This window comes from Curtobacterium sp. PhB137, assembly GCF_003814955.1.
In the GTDB taxonomy this organism is placed as follows: Bacteria; Actinomycetota; Actinomycetes; order Actinomycetales; family Microbacteriaceae; genus Curtobacterium.
On sequence record NZ_RKQO01000009.1, the window covers coordinates 81,900 to 94,857 of the forward strand.

General features: G+C 70.6%; 13 protein-coding genes. 7 read left to right on the forward strand and 6 right to left on the reverse strand.

What is annotated here, in order from left to right:
* Positions 1 to 66 precede the first annotated feature (66 nt).
* From EDF28_RS16665 to EDF28_RS16680, 4 genes are read right to left on the reverse strand one after another with little or no spacing between them, the layout of a single operon-like run.
* Positions 67 to 2,031 (reverse strand): beta-L-arabinofuranosidase domain-containing protein, encoded by a 1,965-nt coding sequence (locus tag EDF28_RS16665; protein WP_123939073.1) that lies wholly within the window; start codon positions 2,029 to 2,031, stop codon positions 67 to 69.
* On the reverse strand, positions 2,028 to 3,002 hold the full coding sequence (locus EDF28_RS16670) for a carbohydrate ABC transporter permease (protein WP_123939074.1): 975 nt from the start codon (positions 3,000 to 3,002) through the stop codon (positions 2,028 to 2,030). The genes EDF28_RS16665 and EDF28_RS16670 overlap by 4 nt, the downstream gene beginning before the upstream one ends.
* Positions 2,999 to 3,949 (reverse strand): carbohydrate ABC transporter permease, encoded by a 951-nt coding sequence (locus EDF28_RS16675; protein WP_123939075.1) that lies wholly within the window; start codon positions 3,947 to 3,949, stop codon positions 2,999 to 3,001. The genes EDF28_RS16670 and EDF28_RS16675 overlap by 4 nt, the downstream gene beginning before the upstream one ends.
* Complete coding sequence (locus EDF28_RS16680; RefSeq protein WP_185094277.1) at positions 3,946 to 5,241, reverse strand: ABC transporter substrate-binding protein; 1,296 nt, start codon at positions 5,239 to 5,241, stop codon at positions 3,946 to 3,948. Before EDF28_RS16680 ends, EDF28_RS16675 begins: the two co-directional genes overlap by 4 nt.
* 158 nt (positions 5,242 to 5,399) lie before the next feature.
* Here EDF28_RS16680 and EDF28_RS16685 point away from each other — a divergent pair, with 158 nt between their 5' ends.
* Genes EDF28_RS16685 through EDF28_RS16695 form a run of 3 tightly spaced genes read left to right on the forward strand, consistent with a single transcriptional unit; the run spans position 5,400 to position 7,946 of the window.
* Complete coding sequence (locus EDF28_RS16685) at positions 5,400 to 6,398, forward strand: LacI family DNA-binding transcriptional regulator (RefSeq protein ID WP_123939077.1); 999 nt, start codon at positions 5,400 to 5,402, stop codon at positions 6,396 to 6,398.
* Entirely contained in the window at positions 6,398 to 7,381 is a 984-nt protein-coding gene (locus EDF28_RS16690; protein ID WP_123939078.1) for a phosphotransferase family protein, read from the forward strand. Before EDF28_RS16685 ends, EDF28_RS16690 begins: the two co-directional genes overlap by 1 nt.
* 49 nt (positions 7,382 to 7,430) lie before the next feature.
* Positions 7,431 to 7,946, forward strand: coding sequence for a nucleoside kinase (locus tag EDF28_RS16695; protein WP_123939079.1), 516 nt, complete (start codon positions 7,431 to 7,433; stop codon positions 7,944 to 7,946).
* A 34-nt stretch (positions 7,947 to 7,980) separates the two neighbouring features.
* Here the strand turns inward: EDF28_RS16695 and EDF28_RS16700 are convergent, their stop codons facing one another.
* Positions 7,981 to 8,922, reverse strand: coding sequence for a phosphotransferase (locus EDF28_RS16700; protein WP_123939080.1), 942 nt, complete (start codon positions 8,920 to 8,922; stop codon positions 7,981 to 7,983).
* A gap of 24 nt (positions 8,923 to 8,946) precedes the next feature.
* Positions 8,947 to 9,897 (reverse strand): helix-turn-helix domain-containing protein, encoded by a 951-nt coding sequence (locus EDF28_RS16705; RefSeq protein ID WP_111084859.1) that lies wholly within the window; start codon positions 9,895 to 9,897, stop codon positions 8,947 to 8,949.
* Between the two features lie 254 nt (positions 9,898 to 10,151).
* Here EDF28_RS16705 and EDF28_RS16710 point away from each other — a divergent pair, with 254 nt between their 5' ends.
* The 4 genes from EDF28_RS16710 to EDF28_RS16720 all read left to right on the forward strand — a co-directional run bounded on the left by EDF28_RS16710 (position 10,152) and on the right by EDF28_RS16720 (position 12,950).
* Positions 10,152 to 10,373, forward strand: a complete 222-nt coding sequence (locus EDF28_RS16710) for a hypothetical protein (RefSeq protein WP_123939081.1) — start codon at positions 10,152 to 10,154, stop codon at positions 10,371 to 10,373.
* Between the two features lie 81 nt (positions 10,374 to 10,454).
* The gene (locus EDF28_RS19320; RefSeq protein ID WP_159573320.1) at positions 10,455 to 10,616 is read left to right on the forward strand and encodes a hypothetical protein; all 162 of its coding nucleotides are present in this window, start codon (positions 10,455 to 10,457) and stop codon (positions 10,614 to 10,616) included.
* A gap of 49 nt (positions 10,617 to 10,665) precedes the next feature.
* Entirely contained in the window at positions 10,666 to 11,262 is a 597-nt protein-coding gene (locus tag EDF28_RS16715) for a TetR/AcrR family transcriptional regulator (protein WP_123939082.1), read from the forward strand.
* Positions 11,263 to 11,318: 56 nt separating this feature from the next.
* Entirely contained in the window at positions 11,319 to 12,950 is a 1,632-nt protein-coding gene (locus tag EDF28_RS16720) for a long-chain fatty acid--CoA ligase (protein WP_123939083.1), read from the forward strand.
* Positions 12,951 to 12,958: the final 8 nt, after the last annotated feature.

Sequence of the window (12,958 nt, forward strand, 5' to 3'; positions counted from 1 at the left end):
TGGTCGGATCTTCCGACCGGGTACGCCCGTTCCTGCCAGGTAAGCCCCGCCAGCTACGCCCGCTAGCTACGCCCCCGCCAGCGTCGGTTCCTCGGTGTCGTCGACGTCCTGCCAGCTCCCCGCGACCGGGAACTCCGTCACCCGGAGCCGCGCTGACCCGTACGGCACCAGCCGCAGGTCGCCGTCGGGCACGTGGTCGAGCACCGGACTGAACGGCGGCAGGTCTGCCTGCGCACCGGCCATCCGCCACCCGGTCGCCCGCGCACCGGGAGCGTGCAGCACGACCGGAGCGGTGCGGCGGTCGCGCAACGACCAGGGTGCATCCGGGACCGCGCCACGGGTGATCCGCCAGCGGTCGGCGTCTCGGACCTCGGCGAGCGCCCAGTTCCAGGACCCACGGGCGTGCACCTCCCACTCGCCGATTCCGGGCGCACCGTGGTGCTCCACCCAGTGCTCGCCGGGCGAGTACACCATCGTCAGCGGCCCGAGTCGGACCGCTGCAGCCTGACGCTCTCGCCGGACCACCCGCGCCCGCATCGGCAGGACGAGGACGACCGCGCCCGCCGACGACCAGTCGCGTTCCAGGGTCACGTACCCGTCGACGACCTGGAGGCCCGGATCACCACCCTGCGCCGCCAGCGGCACACGGTCGCCGCCGACCGACAACGCTGCGTCACGCGCCCAGGACGGGATCCGCAGGCGCAGGGCGAACGGGGTCGTGCGGGCGGTGTCGACGCGGATCGTCACGGTCTCGTCGAACGGGTACTCGGTGTCCACGGTGATCGACACGTCGTCGTCGTCGACCGTGGTCTGCACTGCGGAGGGTGCGTAGGCGACGACGCGCAGTCCGTCGTCGTCGCGCAGCCACAGGTGGGACACGAACTTCGGCCACCCCTGGTGCAGGTTCGCCGTGCAGCACCCGAAGTGCGGTTCGAGCCCGAAGATCCCGGCGTCGTCGGACGAGAAGCTCCACTCGCGTCGGGCGACGGAGACCTCGACCTGGTTCGTCTGCTGGTGGTACTGGTGTCCGCGCATCTCGGGGTCGCTCGACGCCGGCAGCAGGTTGTAGGCGAGCTCCTCGAGCCGATCGCCGTCGATGCCACGTCCGTACACCTGCGCGTGCACCGAGGCCGTGAACATCATCTCGACCACCTGGCACGTCTCGATGCCCGCGGTGGCTTCGCGGCCGCCGAGCCACTCGTCGCCGGAGAACCACCCGTTGGCCTGCCCGTGCCACCGGTCGAGTGCCGCGAACGACGTCTCCGTGCGTGCGGCGTGCGCGGCGAGGCCGTGGTCGCGCAGGGCGTCGACGGCGCCGGTCTTCAGGCCCATCGCCACGTTCGGCCCGTGGGTCCGGTGCGAGAAGGTGCGCGCCGGGCCGGTGATCAGTTCGTCGGCCAGGTAGTCGTCCCAGCGGATGGTCTGGGCGGCGAGCAGGTCGACCAGTTCGAGCAGCCAGGCGTCGCCCGTCCGCTCGTGCAGCCACCAGACCGACAGCGCGTTGTCGGCACCGCGTGCCCGCCCCCACGAGGTCAGGGGCCGGCCCGGCAGGTGGTCGAGCTGGTGACGGAAGTAGCGTTCGAGGAACGGCGCCACCCGCTCGTCACCGGTGGCGTCGGCGTGCTGCGTGAGCACCTTGAGCGCCACTATCCGCGGCCACCAGTCGTCGTTGCCGGTCGGTCCGAAGAACCCGTCCTCGCGCTGCGACCCGAGGATCCACTCGATCCACGGCGTCGCGAGGTCGAGCAGCCGCTGGTCCTGCAGCACGTGGGCGAGCGGCACCAGGCCGTCGAGGTAGTACGGCCCGCGCTCCCAGTTCTCGCCCGTTCCGCCGAGCCACCCGCTGTCCGGGCCGACGTCGGGCCAGATCGCTTCGAGCTGCCCGGTGATGTTGTCGGCCTGCAGCCGGAGCTGGTCGCGCAGCCAGCCGCGGGGCGTGATGGTGCCGAGTGCCAGTGGGCGGTGCGGACGCCCCACGGTGGCAGCGTCGGTGCTGGTCGTGGTGGCGGTGCCGGTGTCCGTGATGGTCATTTGATGGATCCTCCGATGAGACCTTTGGTGTAGTACCGCTGCAGTGCGAGGAACAGCACGACCACCGGGACCGTCGCGACGCACGCGATGGCGGTGAGGAGCCCCGGATCGATCACCGGCACGCCGGGGATCTTGAAGGACGTGCTGATGCTCGACAGGGCGAGCGGCAGGGTGTACTTGCTGTCGGTCGACAGGAACGTCACGGAACTGAGCAGGTCGTTCCAGCCGGCCATGAAGCCGAAGAGTGCGGTGGTGACGAGTCCTGGCCACGCCAGCGGGAGCATCACCGAACGCAGGATCCGTCCGGTGCCCGCGCCGTCGATCGCCGCGGCGTCCTCGAGCTCCGACGGGATCCCGTCGAACGTGTTGCGCATGACGAACACCGAGAACGGCAGCTGGAGCGTCACCAGCACCAGCACCACCCCGGCGAGTGAGTCGAGCAGCCCGAGTCTGCCGAGCACGATCGAGAGCGGCGTGAGCAGCCCCTGGAACGGCACGACGAGCGGTGCCAGCAGGAGCACGAACACGATCGCGCTGCCGCGGAACCGGATCTTCGACAGGGCGTACGCAGCGAGCGTCGACACGAGGGCGACGAGCACCGCGACTGCGATGGCGACGACGAACGAGTTGACGATGTTCTGCCGCAGGTCCACCGACGGGTCGAAGACCTTCGTGTAGTTCCGGAGCGTGAGCGTGGCGATCGACTCGAACCCGATCCCCTGCGCGTCGGCGTCCGCCGGCAGGAACGACCGGAACAGGATGTACAGGACCGGTGCGATGAACAGCAGCGCGAGCACGGTGCCCACGGCGACGTAGGCGACACCACTGGCGTGCACCCGTCGACGACGCGGTGGTCCGTGCGGGGTCGCGCCCGGCACGTCGGTCCGGTCCGTCCCGTCCGGTCGGGAGGCGCGGCTCGCGTCGCGTCGAGCAGCTGCGGTCGTCCGCCTGGTCACGTCGGTGGCGCTCATCGGTCGTCCTCCGTTCCGGTCGAACGCAGGGCCCGGAGCTGGACGACCGCGATCGCCAGGATGATCACGGTGAGGATCATCGACAGCGCGGCGCCGTAGCCGAGGTCGTAGCGGACGAACGACTGCTGGTACGTGTACATGACCGTGGTGGTGGTCGACCCGCTCGGGCCGCCCTTGGTCAGGACGTAGAACTGGTCGAAGACGAGGATCGAGCCCGACACCGCGAGCAGCATGCAGAGTGCGAACTGCCGCCGGACGAGCGGGAACACCACTGAGCCCTCGCGGCGCCACCACCCGGCGCCGTCGATCTTCGACGCCTCGATCACCTCGGTCGGCACGGCCTGCATGCCGGCCATGAGCAGGATCATCGCGACGCCCATCGACTTCCACACCGTCAGGACGATGACCGCCCAGAACGCCGTGTCGGGCGAGGTGAACCACGCGGTGTCACCGTTCGTGATCCCGATCGACCGCAGCAGGACGTTGATCGCCCCGGTCCCCGGCACGAGCAGCACGTTCGCCATGTACGCCGCGGCGGTGAACCCGATGACGACCGGCATGAAGAACGCCGTCCGGACGAAGGACACGAACCGACCCTCGCCGCGGACCATCGTCGCGGCCCCGTAGCTCACCGCCATCCCGAGCGGTACGGCCACGACGGTGAACAGCAGCGAGAAGACCAGCGAGCGCCAGAACGCCGAGTCCTGGAACGCCTGCGCGTAGTTCGCGACACCTGCCCCGCTGACCCGACCGAGCAGCGGCCAGTTCGCGAACGACATCCCGACGAGCAGCACCATCGGCACGACGAAGAACACGACCGCGAGGACGAGTGCGGGAGCGACGAGCACCCACGCCAGCGTCTGGCGTCGACGACTCGCGGAGCGCGGACGGGAGCGCGCACCCCCGTCCGCGACGCCGGCGAGCGCCGAGGAGGTGACGGCTGTCACTGCCCGACCTGGCTGTACGCCTGCTCGATGAGCGAGTTCGCCTGCTGCTCGGCGCTCTCCAGCGCGGAGTCGGCGTCGGCGCCCTGGAAGATGACCTTCTGGGACTGCTGCGCCCAGGGACCGTTCGGGTCGTTGATGACCGCGTTGTAGGCGATGCTCTTCGGGAGCTTGCCGATCGCGAGCGTGTCGACGATGTCCTTCGACCAGTCGTCCGTCGCGAGGCTCTTCGCCACGGCCAGGTCCGGCGCGATCCACCCCTGCGAGAGGTCGATTTCGGCGGCTTCCTTCGAACTGACCAGCCACTCCATGAGCGACCACGCGCCGTCGGCGTTCTTCGCGCCGGCGGTCATGCCGATCTCGTCACCACCGAGGAACGAGCCGGAGCCGCCCTCCACGCCGGGGATGCCGACCGCACTGCCGAAGTCGGCCTTCTTCGCGGTGAGGGTGTTCGCGCCGCCGAACAGGATGCCGACCTTGCCGTTCAGGGCGTTCTGCTGCCCGACGTTGCCCGGGTCCTGGTTCGGCTCGTCGGTCTTCTGCATGAGCCCGGACTCCCACATCTCCTGGTACCAGTCGACCATCCCGACGAGTTCCGGGCTGGTGAACTCCGCCTTCTGGCTCTTGCCCGCCGCCGTCAGGACGCTGCCGCTCTTCGCCCACGAGCTCGGGAACCCGGTCCACGCCTGTCCGACGCCGCCGAGGGTCGAGAACCCGGTGACGCCTCCCCCGAGCGCCTGGATCTTCTCAGCCGCGGCCTTCACCTCGGCGAGGGACGTCGGCGGCTTGGCCGGGTCGAGGCCGGCCTTCGTGAACAGTGACTTGCTCCAGAACATCTGGGAGCCGGTGAGCGCCACGGGCAGGGCGTAGTTCTTGCCGTCGAGCGTGCCGATCTCGACACCGGCCGGCGCGAGGTCGCCCTTGTTCGACAGACCCTTCACCTTGTCGGTGACGTCGGCGAGCAGCCCCTGGGTTGCGAGCAGCGGCGTGTTGACGATGTCGTAGCTGACGAGGTCCGGGACCGATCCGGCCCGCGCGGAGTTGGCGAGCTTCGTGAGGTACTGGTCGGCCTGGATCGTGGAGAGCTTCACCGTGACGTCCGGGTGTGCCTTCTCGTAGGCCTTGACCTGGTCGGTCAGGTCGACGCCGCCGTCGCGCTGCCAAAGCGTCACCGTGCCCTTCGCGGAACCTCCGCTGTCGGCCGTCCCGCTCGATGAGCACCCGGCCAACCCGAGTGCCGCGACCGTGAGGGCGGCGGCCAGGGTCGCGGTCCGCCGGATCGTGGATGTCTTCATCGTCATCTCCAAATCACTCCTTGCCGCATCGTTGCGGCAAGCTTTGCTGTGTTTGCCGAAGGTAGAACGGGACAACAGCCGTGTCAATGCTTGACGTCGGAATCGTTGTACGGCAAGGTTTGCCGGGTGCCGTACGCTCGGATCGCTAGGAGGACGCCGTGGTCAATCGACGTGAAGTGACGCTCGCCGACGTCGCCGCACAGACCGGCGTGTCCGTCGGGACGGTCTCGAAGGTCCTGAACGGCCGCGGACAGATCGCCGAAGGGACGCGGCAACGCGTCGCAGCAGCCGCCACCGAGCTGGGACTGAGCGTGCGCGCCGCGACGCCAGCCGCGCCTCCCGGTCGGTCCTTCCTGGTGGGCGTTCTGTCCACCGACGCCTACGGACGCTTCACGATCCCGATCCTCACCGGAGCCGAGGACACCTTCGGACCCGGCGAGGTGTCGATGCTGCTCGCGGAGAGCCGCGGCGATCCGATCCGCGAGGCCCACTACGTGCAGACGTTCCTCAACCAGCGCGTCGACGGCATCGTCGTGACCGGTCGCTCCAGCGACCCGCGTCCCTCGATCACCGGGCTGCTCGGTGTCCCCGCCGTGTACGCGCTCGCGCCCTCGCTCGATCCGGACGACGTCTCGATCGTGCCGGACGACGAAGCCGGCGCGGCACGGGCGATCGACCACCTCGTGGGCTCCGGCAGGCGCTCCATCGCGGTCGTCGCGGGTGCACGGCGGCACACCGCGACGGCGCACCGCGTCGACAGCGCGAAGCGGGCCGTCGCCGCAGCCGGCGCGACCCTCGCCGGAGGAGACGCCCTGTACGGCGAGTGGAGCGAGCGGTGGGGGTACGAAGCGGCCACCCGCTTGCTCGGGACCGACTTCGACGGCGTGTTCTGCGCGAGCGACCAGATCGCCCGCGGTGTCGTGGACTGCCTGCGGGACAACGGCATCGTCGTGCCGACCCAGGTCGGTGTCGTCGGTGTCGACAACTGGAGCGTCATCACCGATGCGGCGCGACCGAGCATCACCTCGGTGGACCTCAACCTCCGCGAGGTCGGGCGGCAGGCCGCGGCCCTGCTCATGCGGACGATCCAGGGCGAGGAGGTCGCCGGTGGCGTCCGCACCGCGGAGTGCTTCCTCGTTCCTCGACAGTCGACCTGATGGACCCGGCACTGTCCCGGGCACTGCTCGCCGCGGGCCTGCCGGCCACCGGGCACTTCGTGCCGACGGGTGGTTGGGTCAGTCGCGCCTGGGTCGGCGACGAGTTCGTCGTCCGCCTGAGCACCGGACTGATCCGCGGCGCGTACGACCACGAGGCCGCGGTGGTCGACGTGCTCGACGGCACCGACGTCCCACACGCGCGGCACGTCGCCCACGGCGACGGACCCGACGGTGCCTGGTACGTCTCCGAACGGCTGCCGGGCCGGACCCTGCACGACGCCTGGCCGTCGGCCGACACCGGGGAGCGTCGGTCGGTGATCGAGAGCCTCGGCACCGCCGTGCGTGCACTCCACCGCGTGCCGGTACCGGACGGCCTGCTCCCGCCCTGGCTCGCCGACGCGCTGGCCGGCGGCCCCTGGCCTGCGTACCACCCGCCCGTCATCGGTTCGTTGCGCGGGCTGGTCGATGCCGCGCGGCGGTCGGTCGAGGTCGATGCCCGTCTGCTCGACGATGCCCGTCTGCTCGACGACGTCGCGGACTGGATCGAGGACCGGACCGCGTTGTTCGCCGAGGACCGCCCCGTCCTCGTCCACGGAGACCTGCACGGGTCCAACATCATGGTCGACGACGGGCGCGTGACCGGGATCATCGACTTCGCCGAGGCCCTGGCGCAGCCCGCGGACGCCGAGCTCGACACGATCCTGCGGTGGTGCGCGCGGCCAGGTGAGTTCCCGCCGAGACCCGGCGAGCCAGGACTCGACGTGTCGACCCTCGCACCGGTCCCCGGATGGTTGCGCGGCACCTACCCGGAGCTGTTCGAACGTGCGGATCTGCGCGAACGACTGCAGTGCTACGACATGTACGTCGAGCTCGCGATCCTCGCGCACCATCCCGACCCCGAGGTCCGGGAACTCGCGGCGGGCCGCGTCGCTCGTCTGCTCGCCGGTCACGACCACGTCGACGGCCTGGTCTGGGACGCCTGATCGCACCGGTACCTCGCCGGTCGACGCACCTCGGCGTAGCGTGCCACGCATGGGCGTCAGGAACCACCTCGTGGAGGGCGTCTCCGGTACCGGGAAGACGGCTGTCTGCCTCGAGTTGCGCCGGCGCGGCTTCCCGGCGGTGAACGGGGACCGCGAACTCGCGTACCAGGGTGATCCCCGCACCGGCGCCGCCGTCGACGGTCTGTCCGGCCTCGACGTGCACGCCCACCACCTCTGGAACGCCGAGCTGGTCCGGGAGCGGGCGGCGGACCGCTCGGAACCGGTGACCTTCTTCTGTGGCGGATCCCGGAACGTCGGCGCGTTCCTCGACCTGTTCGACGAGGTCTTCGTCCTGACCGTCGACGCAGCGACGCTCGACGACCGGCTCGACGCGCGCGCCGGCGACGAGTGGGCGGGGCGGGGCCGAACGGCCGAGCGGGCCCTGGTCCGTCAGCTCCACGCGTCCGGTGCGGACACACCTCCCGGCACGCCGATCGACGCGACCCGGCCGCTGTCGGCGGTCGTCGACGAGATCCTGCGGCGGTGCGGCCTGCTCGGGGCGTGACCGACGCCCCCGGGCCGCCGCGGTCGCTCGCCGCTCACTCCCCCGAAGCGCGCTCGATCCGCTCGAGACGTTCGATGCGCTCGATGCGCTCAAGACCGACCCGGCACCGGTCGACGTACTCGGCGTACAGGTCCGGCCGTTGCTCCCGCGCCCACCGGGTCACGTCGACGAGGTGCAGCGCGGTGAGCGACGCCAGGGTCGCGTGGTCAGCCGGGCTGGCCAGCCCGGCGGCGGCGGTGAACTCGTCGTACTCGGCCCTCGAGATCGTCGCGTCGACGAACGCCCACTCGAACACCCGACGAGCGTCGGTCCACGGTGACGGACCGGTCTCGGCAGCACCCCAGTCGATGAGCACGGGCGCGCGACCCGGTCCCCGTGCGATCAGGTTCCGCGGTGCCAGGTCGCCGTGCGCGAGTCCGAACGCGAATCGCTCCGCGGCCAGCCGCTCGAAGTGCCTCCGGAGCGCGCCGGCCGAGGTGTAGGCGCCGTCGTGGCGGAGTGGGTCGTCCGCGACGAGCGCTGCGCTGTTGTACGCCAGGTGCGCCGACCACGCCCGAGCCAGGTCGGTGCCGAAGCGGGTGTACAACGACGGCGGCGCCTCCGCCAGGCTGATCGAGGCGACGGTGCGGGCGGACGATCCGAGCCACGTCCAGGGGTGCTCGATCGGCCGCGGGTCGGGTTCGACGTACTCGGACACGATGAAGGGGACGCCGTCCTGGACACCGTGGCCGATCGGACGAGCGACGGTGATGCCCGCTGCGGCAGCCGCTCGCGCGGCCCACGCCTCGACGGGGAACTCGTCCGAGCGCAGGGGGTCGACGGGGAACCGCACGACGACGTCGGCACCGACCGCTCGCCGCACCCGGTACGTGTGGTTCACGGATCCGCCCAGCAGCCGTTCGGCCTGGTCGTCCGAGCTCCCGACGGCGCGCAGCACCGCGTCCAGACGGTGGCGGTGGGTGTCGTCGTCGAGCACGCACCCATCATGGCCGTCGGGGTGTCACGCCCGCCGCATCGTGTCCCGGGGGTACTCGCCGTGGCGCTCGAGGTAGGCGGCCGAGAACCGACCAGCGTGGGCGAACCCCCACTGCCGGGCGACGTCGGCGATGCTCGTCCCCGCCGGGTCGGCGTGCACGAGCTCGTCGCGCACCCGGTCGAGACGGACCCCGCGCAGGTAGCCGTTCGGGCTCACCCCGAGCTGCCGCTGGAACGCCTGCTGCAGGGCACGCAGGCTCAGGGAAGCCACCTCGGCCAGGTCGGTGCTCGTGATCGGCAGGTGGGCGTGCTCGTGCACGTACTCGACGGCCCGGCGGATGTGCGCGTTGCGCGGGAGCAGGAGTTCGTCCGGCAACGTGGCCGAGACGACCGGGTACAGCTCGAGCAGCGCCAGTGCCCCCAGCCGGCCCATCTCGGCCTGCAGCAGCGGTGAGACCTGCCGGTCGAGCACCGTGTGCGAGATGAGCTTGACGGTGTTCCGCCACATCGTCACGGCCCGGTCGTCGGGCTGCACGGTGTGGTCGAGCTGCACGCCGCCCGACGCCGCGCCGCGCTCGCCGGCGACCTCCTCGAGCGATGCCCGGTTGATCTGCACGAGACGCTGGTCGTAGTCCTGGTACGTGAACGCGGCGCCGTCCTGCGGCCACAGCTGCGGCCGGCCCACGGCGCTCACGAGGCGGTCGTCGCCCTCGCCGATGAAGCCGGTACCCCGGGTGATCCACTGCACGACGAAGTCGTCCGACGGCGTCATGACGCCGTCGAGGTGCCCGTCGAACCGGATCGCGCGCAGCGTCATCGTCGAGTCGCCGACCGCCGAGTACCGGAAGGTGAAGGGCTGCGCGGTCGTCTCGGCGCGCCACTCGGAGGCGTCGTACGCCCCGACCAGGAAGTCGCGTGCTTCGTCGACGTCGGCGGACCGGACGTCGTCCTGCACGCGAGCTCGTTCGTCTGTCATCGGTTCACCGAGAGCAGTGTGACCGAACGGACACGCGTCGTCCGTGTCGCTGTCCGAGAAGCGCTACCGACGATCGTCGTCGCGTGGACCGGATGCTCCTGGCGACGGGACGATGTCCGGATTTCGACCGCCGGGCCGCTCCCGACATCCGCGATCCGTCGAGTCATCGGTCCTGGCGCGCACCGACGACCCCGCTGCTCGTACGGTCGTGTCATCCAGCGGCAACGGGCCGCTCAGGAGAACACGAGGACGACATGACCGCCGTGACCGCAACTCCGGTCCACCCGATCAGCGCACCCAAGCAGGCATTCGAAGCGACGTCGGCGTCCGGCCGACGCAACCGCCACCGCGGCGGCTTCAGCGAACTGCGGGACGCCCAGCGACAGCGCACGCTGCAGATCGCCGCGGTGAGCACCGGCATCGTCTCGGTGAGCGTCCTCGCGTCCGCCGCCGCCGTGCTCGGACTCTCCGCGTGATCCGCGAGGGATCCACGTTCGAGGACGTCCGCACCCAGGCCATCGACATGACCGCACTCTTCGCAGAACAGGAACGCCACGATGCTTGACCAGAGCACGCTCGAGCAGCTCCGCAGCAACCCGGTCGAGTGGCGCCGACGGGGCTTGACCCCGCCCGCCGACCTCGACGAGATCGTGCAGGCCCGTCTCAGTGCGCACATGGGTCACGCCGACCCGTCCTACGCGGACTTCTTCGCATCCTGAGCTCTCGACCGCCGTCCGAACCGATCGATAGGGTGATCCACACTTCCCCATGACGCTCCTCACACTCACGCCCCCGGCCGTCGAGACGACCGCGCAGCGCACCGCATCCAAGGCCGCCGACGACCTCTTCACGGCACACGGCGTGATCCCGGTGCGCTTCGAGGACGTCGCCGCGCACGCGGGCATGAGCGTGGACGAGCTGACGGCGGCCTACCCGTCCAAGCAGGCGCTCGTGGTGGCGGTCCTGCGACGCTGGCACGGCGCGTGGCGTCGAGCCCTGGACCACATCGCCACCACCTCAGCGGATCCCCGCGACGAGATCCTCGGCATCTTCAACTACCTCGAGGAGTGCTTCGCGGACGAGGGGTGGCGCGGCTGCGCGTTCATCAACGGACACGCCGAGCTCGGACGCCAGGACCCGGAGATCGCCGCGCTCGCAGCCGAGCACTTCCGCGACGTCGAGAGCCACCTCACGTTGCTGTGCACCCGTGCGGACATGCCGGCGCACATCGCCGAGACCCTGTCGCTGCTGGTCGAGGGAGCCCGGGTGGAGTCAGCCGTGCAGGGCTCGGCGAAGCCCGCCCGGAGCGCGCGGCTCGGTGCGGCCATGATCATGTCGGTGTTCGAGGAGCGCACGACGTTCTGACCGGCGGCCGGACGTATGATCCGGGGAACCACTCGTCACCGAAGACGGAGACCGGAATGACGCGCACCGAGCCCACCACCGCCGCTCACCACGGCACCCCCAGACCGACCCGAGCCACCGCCTCGGTCGCCGCGATCCTGGCCGAGTCCGCCGCGCGGTACCCGGACGACGTCGCCGTGATCGTCGGCGACCACCGCACCACCTACGCCGAGCTGTGGTCCGAGACCCTCGCCTACGCCGGAGCGCTCCGGGCCCGCGGGGTCACCGAGGGATCGCGCGTGGCGATGCTCGTGCCGAACGTCGCGGACTTCGCCCGCGTCTACTACGCAACCCTCGCACTCGGCGCCGTCGTCGTCCCCGTCCACGCGCTGCTCAAGCGGCGCGAGATCGAGTACCTGCTGCAGGACAGCGGCGCCATGCTGCTCGTCTGCGCTGCCCCGCTGCTCGCCGAGGGCGCAGCCGGTGCCGAGCTCGCCGGCGTCGACGTCATCACCGTGCTCGCACCGGCCGACCACGACGACCACGACGGCCACGACGGCACAGACCGCCTCGAGGCCCTGGCCGCGGCAGCCGAACCCCTCGACACCTACGTCCCCCGCGACCCCTTCGACACCGCGACGATCCTGTACACGAGCGGGACCACCGGCAAGCCGAAGGGTGCAGAGGGCTCGCACTTCGCCCTGCTCGAACAGGTCAACACGAACCTGATGAGCACCTTCGACATGCACCGCGGCGACGTCCTGCTCGGGGCACTCCCGCTGTTCCACACGTTCGGTCAGACCTGCACGATGAACACCGGGTTCCGCGCCGGTGCCACCATCGTGATGCTCCCGAAGTTCGACGGCGACGCAGCACTGTCGGCGATGGTCGAGCACGGCTGCGAGATCTTCATGGGGGTGCCGACGATGTACATGGCACTGCTCGACGCCGCGACCCGCAACGACGCCCGCCCGGACCTCCGCTACGCGATCTCGGGCGGGGCGTCGTTGCCGTTGGCCGTCCTCGAGCGGTTCCAGTCCGTGTTCGACGCGCCGATCCACGAGGGCTACGGCCTGACCGAGACGTCACCCGTGGCCACCTTCAACCACGTCGGCCGAGCGCCCCGACCGGGGACGATCGGGACGCCCGTGTGGGGTGTCGACGTCGAGATCGCCGACCCGGCCACCCCGGACGCGATCGTGCTGCTGCCGCACGGCGAGATCGGCGAGCTCGTCATCCGCGGGCACAACCTGATGAACGGGTACCTGGACCGGCCGGAGGACACCGACGCGGCGATCGTCGACGGGTGGTTCCGCACGGGCGACCTCGGCACGAAGGACGACGACGGGTTCCTGACGATCGTCGACCGCACGAAGGACATGATCATCCGCAACGGCTACAACGTGTACCCGCGGCAGGTCGAAGAGGTGCTGGCGACGCACCCGGACGTCACCATGGCGGCGGTCTTCGGCGTCCCGCACGAGCTGCACGGCCAGGAGATCGAGGCCGCCGTGGTGCTCCGTGCCGGTGCGACCGTCAGCCCCGACGCGCTCGTCCGCTTCGTGTCCGACGAGATCGCGGCGTACAAGTTCCCGCGGGTCGTGCACGTGGTCGACGCCCTGCCGCTCGGACCGAGCGGCAAGGTCCTGAAGCGGACGCTGGTCGAGCAGTTCAGCACACCGGTCGACGCGGCGACTGCTCCGGCCTGACACACTCG

Bases quoted from the DNA above. Each gene is read 5' to 3' on its own strand.
- EDF28_RS16665 (WP_123939073.1), bottom strand. From the start codon at position 2,031: ATGACCATCACGGACACCGGCACCGCCACCACGACCAGCACCGACGCT.
- EDF28_RS16670 (WP_123939074.1), bottom strand. From the start codon at position 3,002: ATGAGCGCCACCGACGTGACCAGGCGGACGACCGCAGCTGCTCGACGC.
- EDF28_RS16680 (WP_185094277.1), bottom strand. From the start codon at position 5,241: ATGAAGACATCCACGATCCGGCGGACCGCGACCCTGGCCGCCGCCCTC.
- EDF28_RS16690 (WP_123939078.1), top strand. From the start codon at position 6,398: ATGGACCCGGCACTGTCCCGGGCACTGCTCGCCGCGGGCCTGCCGGCC.
- EDF28_RS16695 (WP_123939079.1), top strand. From the start codon at position 7,431: ATGGGCGTCAGGAACCACCTCGTGGAGGGCGTCTCCGGTACCGGGAAG.
- EDF28_RS16705 (WP_111084859.1), bottom strand. From the start codon at position 9,897: ATGACAGACGAACGAGCTCGCGTGCAGGACGACGTCCGGTCCGCCGAC.
- EDF28_RS16710 (WP_123939081.1), top strand. From the start codon at position 10,152: ATGACCGCCGTGACCGCAACTCCGGTCCACCCGATCAGCGCACCCAAG.
- EDF28_RS19320 (WP_159573320.1), top strand. From the start codon at position 10,455: ATGCTTGACCAGAGCACGCTCGAGCAGCTCCGCAGCAACCCGGTCGAG.
- EDF28_RS16715 (WP_123939082.1), top strand. From the start codon at position 10,666: ATGACGCTCCTCACACTCACGCCCCCGGCCGTCGAGACGACCGCGCAG.
- EDF28_RS16720 (WP_123939083.1), top strand. From the start codon at position 11,319: ATGACGCGCACCGAGCCCACCACCGCCGCTCACCACGGCACCCCCAGA.